The sequence below is a fragment of the Haloarcula sp. Atlit-47R genome (assembly GCF_003665985.1).
GTDB lineage: Archaea > Halobacteriota > Halobacteria > Halobacteriales > Haloarculaceae > Haloarcula > Haloarcula taiwanensis.
In genome coordinates, this window is the sequence record NZ_QPLQ01000001.1 from 1,421,047 (window position 1) to 1,439,907 (window position 18,861).

General features: G+C 65.8%; 20 protein-coding genes. 7 read left to right on the top strand and 13 right to left on the bottom strand.

The window, feature by feature from the left end; all coding sequences use genetic code 11:
- Positions 1-106: 106 nt before the first annotated feature.
- From DVK00_RS07440 to DVK00_RS07450, 3 genes are all read right to left on the bottom strand, one after another.
- Positions 107-1,090: a Gfo/Idh/MocA family protein gene (locus tag DVK00_RS07440; protein ID WP_121577501.1), complete on the bottom strand. Its 984-nt coding sequence runs from the start codon at positions 1,088-1,090 to the stop codon at positions 107-109.
- Positions 1,091-1,120: 30 nt separating this feature from the next.
- Entirely contained in the window at positions 1,121-2,413 is a 1,293-nt protein-coding gene (locus DVK00_RS07445) for a hypothetical protein (RefSeq protein WP_121577502.1), read from the bottom strand.
- A gap of 109 nt (positions 2,414-2,522) precedes the next feature.
- Positions 2,523-2,810, bottom strand: coding sequence for a zinc ribbon domain-containing protein (locus tag DVK00_RS07450; protein ID WP_101348979.1), 288 nt, complete (start codon positions 2,808-2,810; stop codon positions 2,523-2,525).
- Positions 2,811-2,993: 183 nt separating this feature from the next.
- Between DVK00_RS07450 and DVK00_RS07455 the strand changes: the two genes are divergently transcribed.
- Both DVK00_RS07455 and nucS read left to right on the top strand, forming a co-directional pair.
- Complete coding sequence (locus DVK00_RS07455) at positions 2,994-3,431, top strand: DUF6735 family protein (protein WP_101348980.1); 438 nt, start codon at positions 2,994-2,996, stop codon at positions 3,429-3,431.
- Positions 3,432-3,440: 9 nt separating this feature from the next.
- Positions 3,441-4,160: an endonuclease NucS gene (gene nucS / locus DVK00_RS07460; protein ID WP_101348981.1), complete on the top strand. Its 720-nt coding sequence runs from the start codon at positions 3,441-3,443 to the stop codon at positions 4,158-4,160.
- A gap of 15 nt (positions 4,161-4,175) precedes the next feature.
- On the opposite strand, the gene DVK00_RS07465 is transcribed toward nucS, so the two are convergent.
- Complete coding sequence (locus DVK00_RS07465) at positions 4,176-4,424, bottom strand: HalOD1 output domain-containing protein (RefSeq protein WP_101348982.1); 249 nt, start codon at positions 4,422-4,424, stop codon at positions 4,176-4,178.
- A gap of 119 nt (positions 4,425-4,543) precedes the next feature.
- Here DVK00_RS07465 and DVK00_RS07470 point away from each other — a divergent pair, with 119 nt between their 5' ends.
- Complete coding sequence (locus DVK00_RS07470; protein WP_101348983.1) at positions 4,544-5,260, top strand: bacterio-opsin activator domain-containing protein; 717 nt, start codon at positions 4,544-4,546, stop codon at positions 5,258-5,260.
- A gap of 9 nt (positions 5,261-5,269) precedes the next feature.
- Here the strand turns inward: DVK00_RS07470 and mutS are convergent, their stop codons facing one another.
- A complete protein-coding gene (gene mutS, locus DVK00_RS07475; RefSeq protein ID WP_121536088.1) occupies positions 5,270-8,098 on the bottom strand; it encodes a DNA mismatch repair protein MutS in 2,829 nt (942 codons plus the stop codon).
- Between the two features lie 114 nt (positions 8,099-8,212).
- Between mutS and DVK00_RS07480 the strand changes: the two genes are divergently transcribed.
- Positions 8,213-8,602 carry a hypothetical protein gene (locus tag DVK00_RS07480; RefSeq protein WP_101348985.1) on the top strand — a complete coding sequence of 130 codons (390 nt, stop codon included), beginning with the start codon at positions 8,213-8,215 and terminating at the stop codon, positions 8,600-8,602.
- A gap of 174 nt (positions 8,603-8,776) precedes the next feature.
- Positions 8,777-10,456 carry a TCP-1/cpn60 chaperonin family protein gene (thsB, locus tag DVK00_RS07485; protein WP_394337668.1) on the top strand — a complete coding sequence of 560 codons (1,680 nt, stop codon included), beginning with the start codon at positions 8,777-8,779 and terminating at the stop codon, positions 10,454-10,456.
- Positions 10,457-10,751: 295 nt separating this feature from the next.
- Here thsB and DVK00_RS07490 read toward each other — a convergent pair whose 3' ends face one another.
- On the bottom strand, positions 10,752-11,615 hold the full coding sequence (locus DVK00_RS07490) for a hypothetical protein (protein WP_101348986.1): 864 nt from the start codon (positions 11,613-11,615) through the stop codon (positions 10,752-10,754).
- A gap of 76 nt (positions 11,616-11,691) precedes the next feature.
- On the opposite strand from DVK00_RS07490, the gene DVK00_RS07495 reads away from it, so the two are divergent.
- On the top strand, positions 11,692-12,687 hold the full coding sequence (locus DVK00_RS07495) for an ornithine cyclodeaminase family protein (RefSeq protein WP_121577503.1): 996 nt from the start codon (positions 11,692-11,694) through the stop codon (positions 12,685-12,687).
- Here DVK00_RS07495 and DVK00_RS07500 read toward each other — a convergent pair whose 3' ends face one another.
- The 4 genes from DVK00_RS07500 to DVK00_RS22225 form a co-directional block, all read right to left on the bottom strand.
- Positions 12,688-12,903: a hypothetical protein gene (locus tag DVK00_RS07500; protein ID WP_121536094.1), complete on the bottom strand. Its 216-nt coding sequence runs from the start codon at positions 12,901-12,903 to the stop codon at positions 12,688-12,690.
- Between the two features lie 43 nt (positions 12,904-12,946).
- On the bottom strand, positions 12,947-13,114 hold the full coding sequence (locus DVK00_RS21650) for a hypothetical protein (RefSeq protein ID WP_014039217.1): 168 nt from the start codon (positions 13,112-13,114) through the stop codon (positions 12,947-12,949).
- Positions 13,114-13,299 carry a hypothetical protein gene (locus DVK00_RS07505; protein ID WP_101348989.1) on the bottom strand — a complete coding sequence of 62 codons (186 nt, stop codon included), beginning with the start codon at positions 13,297-13,299 and terminating at the stop codon, positions 13,114-13,116. The genes DVK00_RS21650 and DVK00_RS07505 overlap by 1 nt, the downstream gene beginning before the upstream one ends.
- A gap of 108 nt (positions 13,300-13,407) precedes the next feature.
- The gene (locus DVK00_RS22225) at positions 13,408-14,205 is read right to left on the bottom strand and encodes a response regulator (RefSeq protein WP_158598760.1); all 798 of its coding nucleotides are present in this window, start codon (positions 14,203-14,205) and stop codon (positions 13,408-13,410) included.
- Between the two features lie 147 nt (positions 14,206-14,352).
- Here DVK00_RS22225 and leuS point away from each other — a divergent pair, with 147 nt between their 5' ends.
- A complete protein-coding gene (gene leuS, locus DVK00_RS07515) occupies positions 14,353-17,028 on the top strand; it encodes a leucine--tRNA ligase (RefSeq protein ID WP_121536098.1) in 2,676 nt (891 codons plus the stop codon).
- A gap of 32 nt (positions 17,029-17,060) precedes the next feature.
- Here the strand turns inward: leuS and DVK00_RS07520 are convergent, their stop codons facing one another.
- The 3 genes from DVK00_RS07520 to pheA all read right to left on the bottom strand — a co-directional run bounded on the left by DVK00_RS07520 (position 17,061) and on the right by pheA (position 18,801).
- Positions 17,061-17,513: a peroxiredoxin gene (locus DVK00_RS07520; protein ID WP_101348992.1), complete on the bottom strand. Its 453-nt coding sequence runs from the start codon at positions 17,511-17,513 to the stop codon at positions 17,061-17,063.
- A 2-nt stretch (positions 17,514-17,515) separates the two neighbouring features.
- Complete coding sequence (locus DVK00_RS07525) at positions 17,516-17,923, bottom strand: Hsp20/alpha crystallin family protein (RefSeq protein WP_101348993.1); 408 nt, start codon at positions 17,921-17,923, stop codon at positions 17,516-17,518.
- Positions 17,924-17,985: 62 nt separating this feature from the next.
- Positions 17,986-18,801, bottom strand: a complete 816-nt coding sequence (gene pheA, locus DVK00_RS07530; RefSeq protein ID WP_101348994.1) for a prephenate dehydratase — start codon at positions 18,799-18,801, stop codon at positions 17,986-17,988.
- Between the last annotated feature and the right edge of the window lie 60 nt (positions 18,802-18,861).

Below are 18,861 nucleotides of genomic sequence, written 5' to 3' on the forward strand. Positions count from 1 at the left end.
CGCCACTCGGGAGTGTCGCTGTTGGGGGTGTCACAGTACGTGCCTCACCCGCGGCAGTCAAAACCGTTTCGCGCTCGCCGCATTACAGTACACACCCGGTCGCCTCTCACTCGGGACTGGCGACGTGGACCGGTTCGCCGGTGTCCGCGCTTCTGGCCAGCGCATCTATGGCGCGCATATTCCCCAGTGTTTCGGCCCGGTCGATGGGCGGTGTCTCCCCGCTCTCGATAGCGTCTGCGAACGCCTCGACCTGCAACTGGTAGTGGTCGACCGGATCGAACGTTTCGGTGACCTCGCGGCCGTCGACGCTGTAGGTCAGCGAGACGGACTGGTCGTGGTCCGGGCCGAAGCAGTTCGGCGCTTCGAGCCAGCCGTCGTCCGTTTCGACTCGGTAGTACTCCCGTCTCGGTCCGTCAAACCCACAGGAAATCGAGGCGACCCGCCCGTCGTCGTACGACAGGACGCCGCTGAGGTTCGTGTCCACGCCACTGTTCTGGGAGTCCCGGGCATGCGCAAACGCTTGGCTTGGCTCGCCGAGGAAGCCCCGGACCGCGCTGACGGCGTAACAGCCTACGTCCATCAGGCTCCCACCGGCCAGCTCCGGGTCCAGACGGATATCGTCGGGGTCTGTGAGCGAGAATTTGAACGATGCGTCGACGGTGTGTACCTCGCCCAGTTCGGTTTCGACGATTTCCCTGGCCCGCTGGGTCCGCGGGTGGAACTGATACATGAACGCTTCCATCAGCGTGACGCCCTGCTCGGCACAGTAATCGAAGAGGTCCACTGCCTCAGCGGTGTCGACGGTCAGTGGCTTCTCACAGAGCACGTCGAGGCCGTGATCGGCGGCCCGCTGGCTCCACTCGGCGTGGAGCGCGTTCGGAAGCGGGTTGTACACCGCGTCGATGTCCGCCTCGGCGAACATCGTCTCGTAGTCGCCGAAGGCACTGTCGATACCGAGGTCGTCGGCTACCTCGCTGGCACGGTCTTGGGTTCTGGAGCTGATGGCCGCGACCGTGTGGGCAGACTTCTGGATACCCGGAATCACGTCCTTGCGCGCGATTCCTGCCGTCGAAATAATTCCAAAGCGCATACCGATACCCGGCTCCGCGGTGATAAACAATTACCGACCTTTCGGCTCCGCCTCGACGCTGACGCCCTGTTCGGACACGGCGGCTAGTTCGTCCGTCGCCGACCCGCGTCTGTCCGGCACGAGTTCGGCGGCAACTTCGCGTGCGCGCTCGAAGTGTATCGTCGCGCTGTCACACGCGGTCTCGGACGCCGCTCTTTTTGACTCGCCAGCTTCCCCAAGCGCCTGTCGCCCCGCCTCACGATGTGCATCGACTAGTTTGACAGCGATGTCCGCGAGCGCCTGTCGGAGCGACGCCCGGTCGCCGTCGAAGCGACGGTCACGACCCCAGTCAAGTTCGTACGCCGTCCGGTAGCGGTCGAGAGCGTCTTCCCAGTGTCTCGCTCGCTCTGCTGGGTCTGTCGTGGCTCTGGCCGCGCTTGCAGCCACCTGCGCCGCGTCGACTGGGGCTGACCGGAGTTCGGTGTACTCCGCTTCGACCGCGTTTCGAGCATCCGTGATGGCTTCTGTGGGCGGCTCCGATGCCGTTACGGCCAGCGCTCGCTCGTACTCGACGCCGGCCTGTGCGTATGCATCTGCGGCCCGTTCGTACGACCGGTTCTCCCATGCGCGGCGGGCCGTGTCGCGGTACTCATCGCCCGCGCTGACGTGGCGTCGGCGCTGGCAGGTGTTGATGCGTGCTTGCGCTGACTGGAGTCGTCCATCGACGGCCGCTCTCGCCCCCTCGCCCAGTGCTTCGACCCGCTTTCGCCCGTTGTCGAGCGCTTCCTGTGCGGCCGTGATATGCGTGGCTGCTGTCTCGAAATCTGTTGCTTCGAGTGCTGTCACAGCGGCCTCGACCTGGGACTCTGCCCGATCAAGCTCGGTGAGCGTGCGCGTCCAGACCTGTGTGGCTTCGTCGATGAACGACCGAACTGGCGCTAGATCGCCCTTGCATTCGAACGCCCAGCGGTCTTCGTTGACGGTGACGATTTCGAGCGTCGACGTGCGGAGTCCCGACGAACAGTGCACGGCAACGATGCCTTCGTGGGGAAGCGAGATGGTCCGGTCGCGGTCGTCGTCGCCGACGACGAACAGGACTCGAACGGTCGTGGCGAGCAGATACGCGCGGTAGTCGCCGGCCGGCGTGAGCGACTCGCTGTTCCCCCGGGCAGCGACGACGCCGGACTGGTCGTTGTACGCGAGATAGCTCGGTGTCTCTGCCCGCTGTAGATACTGCTCCAGCGGCTGCTGCAGGCGGCGCTTGCGTCCGAACAGCCCGTCGGTGTTCGCCCGGTCGAATACCGCTGGTCGACCCGCGGAACGTACGTCGATAACAGTTTCCACAGTTCACCCCTGTTCGTGACAGTATATTCAAATATATTGTCGTAGAAATAAATCCTTTGGCCGATAGCAGCGCTCAAACTGGTCGTTTCGACCCTCCCTTGCAACGCTCTCAGTACGGCTGGCTTCGGTCCGTCGGCTGGCGCTGCGGGCTTCCGCTGGTCAGGTCGGCGACGCACTGCCGGCAGAACTGGTAGTCCTGCTCGTTCCTCGCCCCGCAGTGGGGACAGTCGATGGATTCAGTGCTGTCGTCGGTGGCGCTGCCACGGCGCCCTTCGGCCTCGCCCTGCCCAGTCGCACCGGCTGGGTCACCCCGGTGCCGGTACGCGTACAGCATGGTCAGGACGTGGAGCCCCACGAGAAGCGCGATTGCGCCGTAGAGCCACTCGCTCACCATCATATGTGACGGTACGTGAACGTACTACTTGAGGGTTGTGCCGAGTTACCAATGGTCGGCGATTTCGACGGGTCTGGCACTGTCTCCCGTACCGAGCAGGCATCGGAGGTGTCCTGTGGGCCAGCGTTCAAATAGGACCACGCAGCCAGGGGTACGCATGCCCGTTGACACGCTCGGAGGTCCCTGATGGGCCGTCGCACGCTCGTCGCTGTCGCTCGCCCCGACGGCCGCTACGACTGCCGCGTCGCACACTGGGGCGTCGACGCCGACCCCATCGCTCAGTCTCGACCGCTCGGGACTGGCCTGACAGCGTCGGCTGCCCTCAGTGCCATCGATGCCACCTACGAGCAGTTTGTCGTGCTCGACCGCTCGGTCCGGACCTACGCCGTCTGCTGGCTCGACCCGACACTGTCGGCTCCCGACGACATCGTCCTCGCCCGCACTGCCGACCCTGAGTCGTTCCGGACGTGGTGGGTCGATCGGAAGGACAAGGCCTGTCGCGCCCTCGACAGCGAAGGCCGTGACCCGGCGACCGTTCGGCGTGCCCTGCTCGCGTCGCTCCGTGACCGTGCTTCGTCCGTCCACTGCCCCGACGACGCGTCCTTTTTACGCGGGGACCGCTAACCGCCATCCGTGACCGCCGTCGAAACGCTGACGTACCCTGACCCCGCCGACGCGCTGGACCTCGCGTCGCGTGCCACTGACCGCGGCGCGCTAGTGACGCTTGTCGGCACCTGTGCGGTCGAGTACGAGGGGCGAGCGGCCAGTTCGCTGGGGCTTGGCGACCGCCACGTGATGCTCAAGCCCGACGGGGCCGCACTGGTCCACACCGATGAGGGCCAACAGCCGGTGAACTGGCAGCCGCCGGGCTGTGAACACAGCATCAGCGTCGACGACGATTCGCTGGTCGTCCGCTCCACGCGGTCGACCCCCGAGGAGTCGCTGGAGGTCGCGTTCGAGACAGTCGCCCACGCCGCCGCCTTCGACGTGACGGACTCCAAAGACCTCACACTCACCGGGACGGAAGCCGACCTGAAAGACCGCATCCTCGCCGAGCCGGCGCTGGTCGAGTCAGGGTTTACGCCGCTGGCGACCGAACGCGAGACCCCTGCCGGAGCGGTCGACGTTTACGGCGAGGACGCCGACGGTCGGACGACGATACTCGAACTCAAGCGCCGCCGCGTGGGTCCCGACGCTGTCGGCCAGCTTGGTCGGTACGTCGATGCTCTGGGACGCGACTTACACGCTGACACCGAGGTCCGGGGGATTCTTGTCGCACCGTCCGTGACGGATCGGGCGCGGCAGTTGCTTGCCGAGAACGGTCTGGAGTTCGTCTCGCTGGAGCCGCCGTAACGCCCGTGTCGGCTCCTAGTCCACGGTGACCGTTCCGTCGGTGTCGACGACCACGCGGTGGCCGCTGTAGTCGAACGCGACGTGACCGGTAGTGTTCGAATCCGCGATACACGTCGTCAGTGCATCTGGATTGATACTGTCGGCCAGCGGCGGGAGCGTCTTGACCGGCCGTCTCTCCGCGGTCGCGACAGCGCGAACGACTGCCGTGACGATAGACTGGTCAGGGCCGTGAGCTTCGATAACGGTTGGTGATGTTCCAGACACGGTTCTCTGCCCTCATGCTGGATTCACTCTGTAGTGTAAAGTTCAGTATGGCTAGTATAGTAAACGCCGAACCACGACCCATGCCAACATTCTTCACGATGTGCCGACTGCACTTATTCATGTCCCAACAGCCTGGTAACGGCCGGGCGGTAACCCGTGTGGAATTTGCCCTGTCTGATGGCTCGTACCCCTTCGTATCCGTGTCTGCAGCCGAATCGTGTTCAGTGATTCTCGAGAAATGCCTGCCACAGACGGACGACACGTATGCGGAGTTTTTTTCGGTCGAAGACACGCCCCCTGAGCGGCTTGTTGAGCGAATCAGTGACGACACCCGTGGTAAGGCGCGGGTACTTGAGCGCACCGACGACGGCGGCCTCGTCGAGATCACCGTACAGGACAACTGTCCCGTTGTCTCGCTTGCGGACGCCGGGGCGGTACCACGGACCGCCCGGAGTGTCGACGGACAGGGGACTATCGTAGCCGATGTTCCAAGGCAGACCGAGACGGCTTCGGTTATCGAATCGTTCCTGACGGCCCATTCAGAGGCCGAACTCGCAGCGAAAAAGCAGCACGAGTCCATCGCCCCGCTGTTCGGGTTCCAGAACTACGCGTCCCACACCGAATCACTGACCGACCGCCAGCGGGAGGCTCTCGTGACGGCCCACGAAGCGGGGTACTACAGCTGGCCCCGCGAAGCGACAGCTGCGGACCTCGCTTCGCTTCTCAATATTTCGGAGCCAACGCTTCACAAGCATCTGCGGGCTGCCGAACAGAAACTCGTCGCGACCATGTTCGCCTGCCCGCACGACGACCTGGCTGCTGAGGGTGATAGCTGACCGGCGCTGTCATTCGAGTCTGTCCTGCAAGTCCGCGAGCGCGTTCATCGCCTCTATCGGCGTCATCGTCGCGACGTCCAGCGACGCTAACTGCTGTGCCACTGACTCTGGCAACTCGCCCTCGGCGGCTCCGTTCGCCCGAAGCATCCCTTGTCTGTGGTCGTCTGCTGGAGCCTCATCGGCCGCCGCCACCGCTGGTCCGTTCTCCGTCGCTCTAGTCGTCGCCGTGGGGGCGGAACCCGTATCGGAGTCACCCATCGTTTTGCCCTCGGATTCTGCCCCACTCGACCCTTCGACGCCCGAATCGGTCGCTTCGGCCTCCGCCAGAAGGGCCCGTGACCGGTCGACGACGGATTCGGGGACGCCGGCCATACTCGCGACCTCAACGCCATAGGAGGCCGCCGCGGGGCCGGGCGCGAGTTCGTGGTCGAAGCGAACGTCGCCGTCCTCGCGGCTGGTCTCGAAGTGGCGGTTGGTTGCGCCCGGTAGGTCGGCCGCGACGGCGGTCAGGTCGTGGTGGTGGGTCGCAAACAGCGTGTACGCGCCGACCTCGTCGTGGAGGTACTCGGTGACGGCGCGGGCGATAGCCAGCCCGTCGGCCGTCGACGTGCCGCGGCCGACCTCGTCTAGCAGGACCAGCGAGTCTCCGGTCGCCGCGTCCAGAATCGTCGCCAGTTCGGTCATCTCTATCATGAACGTCGAGCGGCCGCCGGCGATGTCGTCGCTGGCCCCGACGCGGGTGAACACCCGGTCGAGAATCGGGAGGTCCGCCGCCTTCGCGGGGACGAAACTCCCCGCCTGCGCGAGCAGGCATATCAGCGCGACCTGGCGCATGTACGTCGACTTCCCGCTCATGTTCGGTCCCGTGACGACCGCGAGGAAGGGCTGTCTGTCGTCCGCGGCGTCGCCGTCGCCGCTCCCGTCCGTTTTGTCCCCGACCGGCCCGCCGCCCAGCCCCGTGTCGTTGGGGACGAAGGCGTCTTCGGTGCGTTCGACGACCGGGTGGCGGCCGGCGGTGATGTCGATACCGTCGCTTCCGACGGTGGGCCGGCAGTAGTCGTACTGCGCCGCGACCTCGGCAAAAGAGACCAGCACGTCGAGGCGAGCCAGCCGCTCGGCCAGGGCTTGCACGCGCTCGGCCCCGTCGGCCACCTCGTCCCGGACCGCACAGAACAGGTCGTACTCCAGGTCGTCGGCCGCGCTCTCGGCTCGCAGAATCTCCTCTTCGCGCTCCTTGAGTTCCGGCGTGTAGTAGCGCTCGCTGTTTTTCAGCGTTTGACGGCGCTGGTAGTCCTCGGGGACGGAATCGAGATTGGCGTTGGTCACCTCGATGTAGTAGCCGTGGACAGAGTTGTGGCCGACCTTCAGCGAGTCGATGCCGGTGCGCTCGCGCTCGCTCGCTTCCAGTTCGTCTATCCACTCTTTGCCGGACTGCTCGGTCGAACGCAGTCGGTCCAGTTCATCGTCGTAGCCCTCGCGGATGACGCCGCCTTCGGTCACCTGCTGTGGCGGGTCCGGGCGAATGGCCGCCTCGATTTCTTCGCGGGTTTCAGTTAGCGGGTCCAGCGTCGCGTGCAGGTCCGCGAGCAGGCGGGCATCGGCGTCGGCCAGCTCCTCTCGGACCTCGGGCACGACAGAGAGCGTGGCGGCCAGCGACCGGAGGTCACGGGCGTTCGCCCGACCCCGAGAGACGCGAGAAATGAGCCGTTCGAGGTCGTACACCTCCGCGAGGAGGTCAGACAGGGCTTCTCTGGTGGCGGGGTCACGCTGAAGTTCTGCGACCGCGCCGTGGCGGGCTTCGATGCGCTCGGCGTCGAGCAGCGGGCGGCGGAGCCAGTCGGTCAGCTTCCGCCGGCCCAGCGCACACGCCGTCTCGTCGACCGTGTCAACGAGCGTGCGGTTCTCGTGGCCCCGCACCGACCGCCGCTCGAACAGTTCGAGGCTCTCGACGGCGACGGCGTCAAGCAGCATGTACTCCCGCGGGTCGTACCGCGTGAGGTGATTGAGGTAATCGAGCGTGCCGGCGGGGTCCACGTCGGGGTCGACCGGTTCGCCGTCGGGGCCGACCGCGCCCGCGCTGCCGCGGGTGTACTCCGCGTAGGCCAGCAGGCCGCCGCAGGCCCGAATCTCCGCGTCGCCGGCGAGCAGGCGCTCCGGCGGGCCGAAGTACTGGGACACGCGGTCCTCGGCGCGCTCCCGGGCGAAGGCGTCCGCGTCGTAGCGCGTCACCAGACAGGCCGGGCCGAAGACGGCGTCCCGGTCCACGTCGACATCCGGCCCGACGATTGCCTCGGCGGGGCCGAACCGGCTGAGTTCGTCGGCGACGGCGGCCTCCGAGCCGACGCTCGTGGCGTAGCAGTCGCCGGTCGACACGTCCAGCAGCGCCAGCCCGTACCGTTCGCCTTCGGTCAAAGCAGCGACGTAGTTGTTGTCCGCGCCGCCGAGCAGTTCGCTCTCGGTGAGCGTCCCCGGCGTGACGATGCGGGTGACCGCCCGCTTGACCACGCCGCTGACCTCGTCGGGGTCCTCGACCTGGTCGGCGATAGCGACCCGGTAGCCAGCGTCCAGCAGCGTCTCGACGTAGGACTCGGCGTTGTCGATGGGGATACCGGCCATCGGGTACTCGCCGGTCGAGTCCTCGCGCTGGGTCAGCGTAATCTCACACAGTCGGGCGACCCGTTTCGCGGCCGCACAGAAGGCCTCGTAGAAGTCCCCGACCTGAAAGAGGACCAGGGCGTCGTCGTACTGGCGGCACAGCTCGTAGTACTGTGCCATCATCGGCGTCAGGTCCCCCTCGAGCTCGGCCATCTGCTCGGGCGGGCCAAGCGCAGCGTCCATACCCGGTGGCAACAGCCGACTCCCCATAGGCGCTCCGCTCTCCGCCGTAGCGTGACCGCTAGGTATCGCCGACCCGGCCTCTGATTTTTATACCGCCCGAGAGACGTAGGCTGTATGTCACGTCGCGCCAACTACGCGCTCTGTCAGTTCCAGCAACACCTCGGCCCGTCGGCGGACTCGCTCGACGTTCCGTGGGCCGAGTACAGCGGTGATTCGACCGACCCGGTTTCCGTCGACATCCCCACCTCGTCACCAGCAGACCCGTACGTGCAGATGCAGGTCTACGACGTCGAGGACTTCGACCACGAAATCGTGGTCAACGGGGACCCGCTGTCGGGGTTCGACATCGCGCCGGGCGAGGGGTGGCAGCTCTGGATGGACACGATTGCGCCCGAGCGACTGCACCGCGGCGAGAACACGATTCAGTTCCGACGGGACACTGACTCGAAGGACGCATTCGTCGTCGGGTCGGTCACGGTCCACTGGACGGAACCCGTCGAGTGAATATATAAACAGCCCGGCACCGTCCTGATGGGGCGTGCCAACAGCTACCACTGTTGACGGACAGTACCACCTCAGTCGGGTGATTTCACCTGTTCCGGTCGTGTCGGCGGGCGGCCGGTGAGCATCCTATAACCCCTACTTTTATATAGAACCACATGCAATCTTCGCTTGATTATGAGCCAACGCCAGATGCAGGGCCAGCCGATGATCATCCTGGGAGAGGACTCCCAGCGGATGAAGGACAAGTCTGCACAGGAACACAACATCTCGGCCGCTCGCGCGGTCGCCGAGTCAGTACGCTCGACGCTCGGCCCGAAGGGGATGGACAAGATGCTCGTCTCCTCGATGGGCGACGTGACCGTCACGAACGACGGCGTCACCATCCTCTCGGAGATGGATATCGACAACCCGACAGCGTCGATGATCGTCGAGGTTGCCGAGACACAGGAAGACGAGGCCGGTGACGGCACCACCTCCGCCGTCGCCATCGCAGGCGAACTCCTCAAGAACGCCGAGGACCTCCTCGAACAGGACATCCACCCGACGGCCATCATCAAGGGCTTCAACATGGCCGCCACGCAGGCCAAGGATGAGCTCGCGGACATCGCCACGGAAGTCGACCCCGACGACGAGGAACTCCTGAAGAAGGTCGCCGAAACCTCGATGACGGGCAAGGGCGCGGAGCTCAACAAGGAGCTGCTCGCCCAGCTCATCGTCGACGCGGTCAACGCCGTGACCGTCGAGGCCGATGACGGCTCCGTCGTCGCCGACCTCGAATACCTCAACATCGAGACCCAGACCGGCAGCTCCGCCGGCAACTCCGAGCTGCTGGAAGGCGCGGTCATCGACAAAGACCCGGTCCACGAGGAGATGCCGACCGAAGTCGACGGCGCCGATGTCTTGCTCGTCGACACGGCCATCGAACTCGACGAGACCGAAGTCGACGCCCAGCTCTCCGTCGACGACCCGAGCCAGCTCCAGAACTTCCTCGACAAGGAAGAGGAGCAGCTCAAGCAGATGGTCGACCAGATCGCGGACACCGGCGCCGATGTCGTCTTCTGTCAGAAGGGTATCGACGACATGGCCCAGCACTACCTCGCCGAGAAGGGTATTCTGGCCGTCCGCCGCGCCAAGAAGTCCGACATCGAGTTCCTCAAGGAAGTCCTCGGCGCTCGCATCGTCTCGGACCTCGACTCCGCGACCGCGGAGGACCTCGGCCACGGCTCCGTCACCCGCGACGACGCCGAAGGCCTGTTCTACGTCGAGGGCAGCGGCGACGAGGCTCACGGCGTCACCCTCCTGCTCCGTGGGTCGACCGACCACGTCGTCGATGAACTCGAACGTGGCGTCACGGACGCGCTCGACGTCGTCGCGTCCACCGTTGCCAACGGCAGCGTTCTCGGTGGCGGCGGCGCACCCGAAGTCGAAGTCGCCCGCCGTCTCCGCGACTACGCCGACGGCGTCGAAGGCCGCGAGCAGCTCGCCATCGAGTCCTTCGCCGACGCGCTGGAAATCATCCCGCGCACTCTCGCCGAGAACGCCGGCCTCGACAGCATCGACACGCTGGTCGACCTGCGCGCCGCCCACGAGGACGGCGATGTCAGCGCCGGCCTGAACGTCTTCTCCGGTGATGTCGAGAACACGCTCGATACCGGCGTCGTCGAGCCAGCCCACGCCAAGCGACAGGCGATTTCCTCGGCTGCCGAGGCCGCGAACCTGGTCCTCAAGATCGACGACATCATCGCTGCCGGCGAACTCTCGACTTCCGGCGGCGACGAAGACGGCCCCGGCGGCCCCGGTGGCGCCCCTGGCGGCATGGGTGGCATGGGCGGCGGCATGGGCGGCATGATGTAAGCGAGGTTCCGTCGGAACCTCGGATAGACAACGGGCCATCGGCCCGTGAGTCAGCAGTCGACCGGAGAGACCTCCGAACGAGCGAATCGCCGCTTGCGATTCGGTTTTTTGCGGTTCTGTAACGCGCCGAGTCATCCCAGCGTGTATATCGAGACGTGAAACTGGAGGAACAGTTAGGTATCTCTCTACGAAGTATCGACTGTCCCGGTCCGTTTGGTGGGACGGACTGGTGACAGCGGGTGGGGGCCTCTCTCCGTTTTGGCGCTCCCGTGACAGTGTCCAGCCGTCCCTCGCATCAGTCGGGTCCTGTTGTTCGGTTTCGCTGGTGTCGGTCTTCGAACACCACGTCCGTCGTCCCGAGGTCGCTGTAGCGGAGGATCTCAGTCACTCGGTGGGTAGCCGTTCCGTTGACGGCCGTGTACTGGAGCGCGTAGCTCCGAACGATGCCGTTAGGCGTCACGGTTGCTGAGAGGGAGACATTGCTCACACGGTCGACGGGGCGGGTGGCAATCGCGCTGTCGTCGATTGTGCCGGTTCCTTTGACGCGATACAGCGACACTCCGTACAGTTGCTTGATGACCTCATCGCCGGGGCGGATGGCTGTGCTGTTGGTGGCGGAAAACAACGCCATGAGACGCGCATTGAACGTTGGCTCGAAGAACAGCGCGGCCCGAGGAGAGCGCGGCGGGCCACCGATACCCCGACTGTCCGCCACCACCTTCGCCGATGTCGAGCCGTTGACGGTCGTCCGCCTGAGCGCACGGCCGTCCCGCCAGGTGCTGTGGACCGCACGCGCTGTCACACCCTGTCCGGATATCGTTCGAGTGGCCGTGTACGACTCGTAGCCCGCGCTGATACTGGCACGGGTCCGGACGCGCTTGTGCAAGCCGCTGCCGTTCATGACGGTTCTGGTGTGGTGGACTCGATAGGAGGTGTTCGAGAGCTGGCTGACGTGGGCGCGGCCGAGCGCGGTAGCGTTGACGACGCGGTCGCCGACGACGCCCGGGGCACGCTGTACCGGACCCGTCGGTGCGTCTGCAGTCGGGACTGGGGCTGGCGTCACCGTCTCTCTGGCAGCCGCGTCGTCCCCCAACAGACCGGTACACCCGGCGCTCAGCAGACAGAGACAGACCGCGGCAATTGCCACCCCGCGACGCATACCGATGCCTGGTCGCGTGGTAATATAACCCCTGTGACAGCGGGGGTATAAGTGCTACCGAGTGCCAATATTTCGTATGCAGACGCTGCTTCTCGGCGCGGACGCGGTCGAGGACCACGCGACGATGCCAGCAGTTATCGACGCGGTTGCCGCGGCCTTTGCCGCCGATGCCAGAGACAACACCATCATGCCGGCCAAGTCCTACATCGACCTGCCGCAGTACAACGGCGATTTCAGGTCGATGCCGGCCTACGTCAACGCGGAGACGTGGGACGCTGCCGCGGTCAAGTGGGTCAACGTCCATCTGGACAACCCCCGCGACCACGACCTACCGACCGTCCTCGGGACGCTCATCTACTCGGACCCTGAGACGGCGTTCCCGCTGGCCGTGATGGACGGCACCGTCCTGACCCGCCTGCGGACCGGGGCGGCGGCCGCCGTCGCCACCGACCACCTTGCCGTCGACGACGCGGCCTCGCTCGGACTGGTCGGGGCTGGCACGCAGGCCTACACGCAACTGGAAGCCATCTCGTCGGTGCGGGACATTGAGACGGTGGTCGTCGCCGACCGGGACGCGGAGAAACAGCAGGCGTTCGTCGACACGTTCGCCGACCGATTCGACGTGCAGGCGTGTCCCATCGAGGACGCCGCCGGCTGTGACGTGCTGTCGACGATTACGCCCGTCGAGTCCCCCATCGTCGAGCGGGCGTGGCTCGACGAGCACACCCATATCAACGCCATCGGGGCTGACGCCGCCGGCAAGCAGGAACACGACGAACGCACGCTGCTCGACGCGAAACTCGTCATCGACAACTACAAGCAGTGTACCCACTCCGGCGAGATTAACGTCCCTTGGGGTGAGGGCGTCCTGACCGACACCGACCTCCACGGGGAGCTCGGCGACATCGTCGCGGGCACCCTCTCGGGGCGGACTGACGACGACGGCATCACGCTCTTTGACTCGACTGGGCTGGCTATTCAGGATGTCGCGGCCGCACACGTCGTCTACGAGAACGCGAGCGCCGAGGGCGACGGGACGGCGTTCCCGCTCGTCGACACCGACGCGACCTGACTAGGTCGGCGTGAGGGCGTCCGTGACCTTCGAGATGCCCCAGACGATGACGATGAACGGCAGGAGCGGGAAGAGCAAAACGAGCAGGCCGGCGAGCATGCCCCAGCCGATCATATCCATCCCCTCGTTGGGACGGCTCCGCGTCCCCGGCGTGACCGACCGGAGCGCCGCCGGCAGTCGTCCGCTGTCGTCCGTGTCGTCAGGTGATTCTGCCATACGCTCTCTTGCGCTGATACGTGTATAAGCCTAGCCCCGGCGACTACATCGCGCCGGCGACGCCGCTGCCGATGGCGGCCCCGCACTCGCCACAGGCGACGAGGTAGAACCGCTTCGAGGCCGTGAAGAAACCGGTCGTCGAGTCCATATCGAGGAACTCAACGTCGTCCTGGTCGGCCATCTCCGCGTCGCACTCGGGACAGTGGACCATCAGGCCGCACCCCCGTTGGATTTCGCGCCGGCGACGCCGCTACCGATAGTCACGCCGCACGCTGCGCAGTTTGCGGTGTAAAATCGCTTGGAGGCTTTGATGAACCCGGTCACAGCATCCACTTCGACGAACTCGATGTCGTCGGCCGTTTCGAGCGAGGTCTCACAGTCAGGGCAGTGTACCATACGTCTGTGACACCTGTTGAGTCCGGCAAAAATCTTGTGTGGGTTCCCGACCGTCGACCGGGGTCTGGCGGGCCCGGTACCGCGGCCGCCGGTGGGTCGCCGACTCGGCTACGGCGGCGTCTCGTCGTCCCCAGCGATGTCGGTGACGTCGGTGTACACCGCGAAGGCCGAACAGACCCCGCCCGTCTCGCCGGGGTCTATCGGCACCGCCTGGAGCTGGAACGTCCGGGGACCGTCGACCGTCTGGCGCGTGACCTCGGTCGTCGTCACGTCTCCCGTCTCGGCGCGTCTCGTGATGCGTTCGGCCTGTTCCCGCTGGGCGTCGGTCGCCGTGATGACCCGGTCCAGGTTCCGGCCGACGACGTCCGTTCCCGGCGGGACGAACGTCGCCTCGAACGCGGGGTTGACCGACTGGATTATCGGGGCCCCGTTTCGCAGTTCGACCGAGGCAATCGCGTTGGTCGTGTGCGTAAACAGCGTCTCGTAGCGCTGTGTGGTTTCGAGCGCCCGCTGCTGGGCCCGGTTCTGCGCGACGGCGTTCATGACCCGGTTCGCCAGGAGTTCGTACCGCTCGACGTCGCTGCCCTTCTGGAGGTAGTCGGTGACACCGGCGGAGATGGCCTCGCTGGCGATCTCCTCGCTCCCCTTCCCGGTAAACAGGATAAACGGGAGGTCGGGATACTGCTCGCGTATCGCCTGCAGGAACTCGATGCCGTTCAGGCGCGGCATGTCGTAGTCGGAGACGACACAGTCGACGGGCCGCTCCGCCAGCAGCGCCTGGCCGTCGCTGGCGCTGTCTGCCCGGACCACGGTGAGGCGGTCGTCCTGCCGCTCCAGGAGGCTCGCCGCAAACTCGGCGAAGTCGGGGTCGTCGTCGACGTGGAGAACGGCGATTGCTTCGGGCACGCTGCAGTAACCACCGTTCCCAGCCGATAAAAGCATCTCGGCGAAACTGGTCGATGCACAGACAGGCCCGCTCGCGTCGCCCGTGGCGGCCGTCCGGTCTCCCGAAGGGAAAGGTATAGCACCGTCGCTATCGGATGTTCCGATATCATGACCACGACCGGCGAGGAACGCGAGCGGGGCTTTGACCACACCGAGGTCGAGCCCCGGTGGCAGCGCACGTGGGACGAGGCCGACGTGTTCCGCATCGACGACGACGAGACCGACCCGGAGTACGTCCTGGCGATGTTCCCCTACACCTCCGGCGAGCTACACATGGGTCACGTCCGGAACTACACCATCACGGACGCCTACGCCCGCTTCGAGCGGATGCGCGGCGAGAGCGTCCTCCACCCGATGGGGTGGGACTCCTTCGGCCTGCCCGCCGAGAACGCCGCCGAGGAACGGGACACCAACCCCCGTGACTGGACGATGCAGTGCATCGACTCGATGCGCGAGCAACTCACGGAGATGGGCTTTGGCTACGACTGGGAGCGCGAACTCGCCACCTGCGAGCCCGAGTACTACCAGTGGAACCAGTGGTTGTTCAAGCAGTTCCGCGAGGAAGGGCTCGTCGAGCGACAGGCCGCTGAACTGAACTGGTGTCCCTCCTGTGAGACCGTCCTCGCGGACGAGCAGGTCGAGGGCGAGGACGAACTCTGCTGGCGCTGTGACACCCCCATCGAGGCCCGCGAGATGGACCAGTGGTTCTTCACCATCACCGACTACGCCGAGGAACTGCTGGAAGACTTAGACGATCTGGACGGCTGGCCGAACAACGTCCGGGAGATGCAGCGCAACTGGATCGGCAAACAGGAGGGCGCGAGCGTCGCCTTCGAGGTCGGCGACTACGGCGACGTGGACATCTTCACCACGCGGCTGGACACCATCCACGGGGCGACCTTCTTCTCGCTTGCCCCTGGCCACCCCGTCGCTCAGGAAATCGCCGCGGACAACGAGGAAGTCGCCGAGTACATCGAGATGGCCGAGGACGCAGACGAGGACGACCTCGACGTGACCTCCGGCGTGTTCACCGGCGAGTACGCGACCAATCCCGCCACCGGCGAGGAGATTCCCGTCTACGTCGCCGACTACGTCCTGACCGACGTTGGGACGGGCGCGCTGTACGCCGTGCCGGCCCACGACGAGCGCGACCACGAGTTCGCCGAGGCTCACGACATCGACATCGTGCAGGTCGTCGAGCCGACCGAAGACGCGGACGCCGACCCTGACGACATCGACGTGCAGGAAGCGGCCTACACCGAGGACGGCGTCCTCGTCAACAGCGGCGAGTTCGACGGCCTCACCAGCGAGGAGGCGCGCGACCGCTTCGTCTCCGAGTTCGACGGTGAGCACCGCACGGAGTACAACCTCAGAGACTGGGGCATCTCGCGCCAGCGGTACTGGGGCACGCCCATCCCGATGATTCACTGCGACGACTGCGGCTACGTCGAGGTCCCCGACGAGGACCTGCCCGTCGAACTGCCGGAGTTCGTCCACACCACCGGCAATCCGCTCGACGCCGCCGAGGAGTGGAAGCAGGTCGACTGCCCCGACTGTGGGGCCGACGCGGTGCGGGAGACGGACACGATGGACACGTTCGTCGACTCCTCGTGGTACTTCCTGCGCTACACCTCGCCGGACCTCGACGACGCGCCCTTCGACGCCGAGCGGGCGAGCGACTGGATGCCCGTCGACCAGTACGTTGGCGGCATCGAACACGCCGTCATGCACCTGCTGTACGCCCGCTTCTTCACGAAGGTGCTCGACGATCTCGACATGGTCGACGGCGTCCGCGAGCCCTTTACGAACCTCACGAACCAGGGGATGGTGCTGGGCGAGGACGGCAACAAGATGTCAAAGAGCCTCGGCAACGGCGTCTCGCCACAGCGCATCATCGAGGAGTACGGGGCCGATACGGCCCGGTTGTTCATCATGGAGGCCGCCCAGCCCGAGAAGGAGTTCGCCTGGAGCCCCGAGGGCGTCCAGTCGGCCCACAGTTTCCTCCAGAACGTGTACACGCTGGTCTCGGAGTATTCTGAGGGCGAGGTTGACACAGGCGACGCCGGCGACATCGCCGACTACGTCGCCCGTGAAATCGACGCCACCGCCGCGAACGCGACGGCGGAGTTCGAGGACTTCCGGTTCAACCACGCGCTCCAGGCCGTACGGGAACTGGTGTCACTGCTGCGCCGGTACCAGGAGGCGACCACTCCCGACGCCGACACCTTCGAGCGCGGGCTGGCGACGGCGGCGAAACTGCTCGCCCCGGTCGCCCCCCACGCCGCCGAGGAGATGTGGGCGGAACTGGACCGCGACGGTCTCATCGCCGAGGCCGAGTGGCCGGCGGCCGAGGCCCCTGACGACTACGAGACGGAGCGGCAACTGGTCGAGAACACCCGCGAGGACGTCCGCGACATCGTTGACACCGTCGGCATCGAGGACCCCCAGACCATCACGCTCGCGGTCGCACCGCAGTGGAAACACCGCGTGCTCGACCTCGCCCGCAATGCCGACGGCAACGTTGTCGGAACGGTCATGCAGGACGAGGAACTGCGCGAACAGGGCGAGGCGGCCGCGGACTTCGCCAAGGAAATCGCAGGCCGGGCGCAGTCGCTTGACGAGCAACTGCCGCCCGAGCGTGAACAGACGGCGCTCGAACGGGCTGCGTGGCTCGTCGAACGGGAGTTCGGAGCCGAGGTCGTCGTTCAGGGCCCCGAGGAGGCCGCCTCGGACCTCGTCGGCAAAGCCGGTCCTGGCCGCCCGGCCATCGACATCGAAGAGTAGCCTGCGGCCGGCCGATTTTCGCCTGCCGCGGCTTACTCGGCCCTGACAAGCCCGGTATCGACGAGGTCTTCGAAAACGCTCGCCGCGTGCCCGTCGGGGCCGACCCGCTCGTAGACGGCGACGACCTGCTCCCGCGCGATGACGTACGTCGTCCGCTGTGCTCGGCCGTCGACGAGCGGCACGTCGAACGCTTCGGACAGTCGTCCATCGGGGTCCGCCAGCAGGTCGAAACTGATGTCGGTGGCTTCAGCAAAGTCACGGTGGCTCTCGACGCTGTCCGTCGAGACGCCGTACAGCTCGACGCCGGCCTCGATAAACCGCTCCGCGTGCGCCTCGAACTGATTTGCTTCTGTCGTGCAGCCGGGGGTGTTGTCGGCCGGGTAAAAATACAGCACCGTCGGCTCCTCGAAGCCCGGCTGGACCGCGTCGCCGTGCTGGTTCGTCGCTCTAATCGTCGGCACGTCCGTGCCGGGGTCGAGCACCATCGTCAGTTTACCGGGATATCCGTTCCGTCGTCGTCCTCGCTGTGGACGACCTTCGCCAGCCGTACCGTGAGGACGCCGTTGTCGTAGCTCGCAGTGGTCTCCTCGTCGTCGACGGCTTCGGGGAGGTGAACCGACCGGCTCAGCGACTGCTGGCGGCGTTCGCGCTGGACGTACTGGCCGTCGGTCGACTCCCGTTCCTGACTCGACGTGGCGCTGATGGTGAGCTTCCGGTCTTCGACGAGTTGGACCTCAATGTCCGCACTGTCGAAGCCGGGGAGGTCTGCACTGACGACGAAGGCGTCGCCCTCGTCAAGAACGTCGACCGGGACAGCGCCCATGTCGACGCCGAACTGCTCGCCGAGCATATCGAACGCGCGCTCAATCTCACTGAACGGATCGCGATCAGACATACGTGGGGGTACACAGCCCCGGGACTTAACCCTTGAAGCGGGGCTGGTGGATGACTGGTGGCTCAGTTGACGACCGTCTTGGAGTCGTAGGACCCGAGCCGGCGGACCCACCCCTTCTCGGCGATGGCCTCGATGTCGGCGAGGGCATCCTGGGTGCGCTGCTCGTAGAGCCCGGCCGAGATGTCGATGTGGAAGACGTAATCGCCCAGCCGCTCGCCGCTGGGGCGGGACTCGACGCGGGTGAGGTTGATATCGCGGTCGGCGAACGGCTCCAGCAGCTCGAGCAATAGGCCGGGGTAGTCGACGTCGGGATAGACAATGAAGGAACTCTTGCCGCCGGCCTCGCTGCGCTCGCTTTTCGGGGCGACGACGACGAAGCGGGTCGCGTTCGACGATCGGTCCTGAATGTCTTCGGCGAGCACGTTCAGTTCAGTGCCGTTGGTTGCGTTTTCCGGGTGGCCGATAGCGGCGATGTCTGTGTCGTCTCGGGCGCGTTCGACGCCGCGGGCGGTCGACGCGACGGCCTCGACATTGACGCCGGGGTAGTGCTCGTCGAGCCAGCCGCGACACTGGGCAAGCGCCTGTGCGTGGCTGGCCACCAACGAGAAGGAGTCGTCCTGTGCGAGCAGGGCGTGACGGATGGGCGTGATGATTTCCTCGACGACGGCGATGTCGTACTCCGCGAAGGCGTCCAGCGACTCGGTGACGGAGCCTTCGATGCTGTTCTCGACGGGAACGACGCCGCGCTCGGCCTCGCCGCTGGCGACGGCCTCGACGATGGCGGTTACCGACTCGGAGAAGTCGATCTCGTCGTCGGTGACTGCCTGTGCGGCGCGGTGGGAGTAGGTCCCCTCAGGACCCAGGGTAACAGTGGTCATACCCGGGGTACAGCGGTAGGAACCAAAAGAACGGTGGTCATCGGCAAGCGCTGTTCCGCC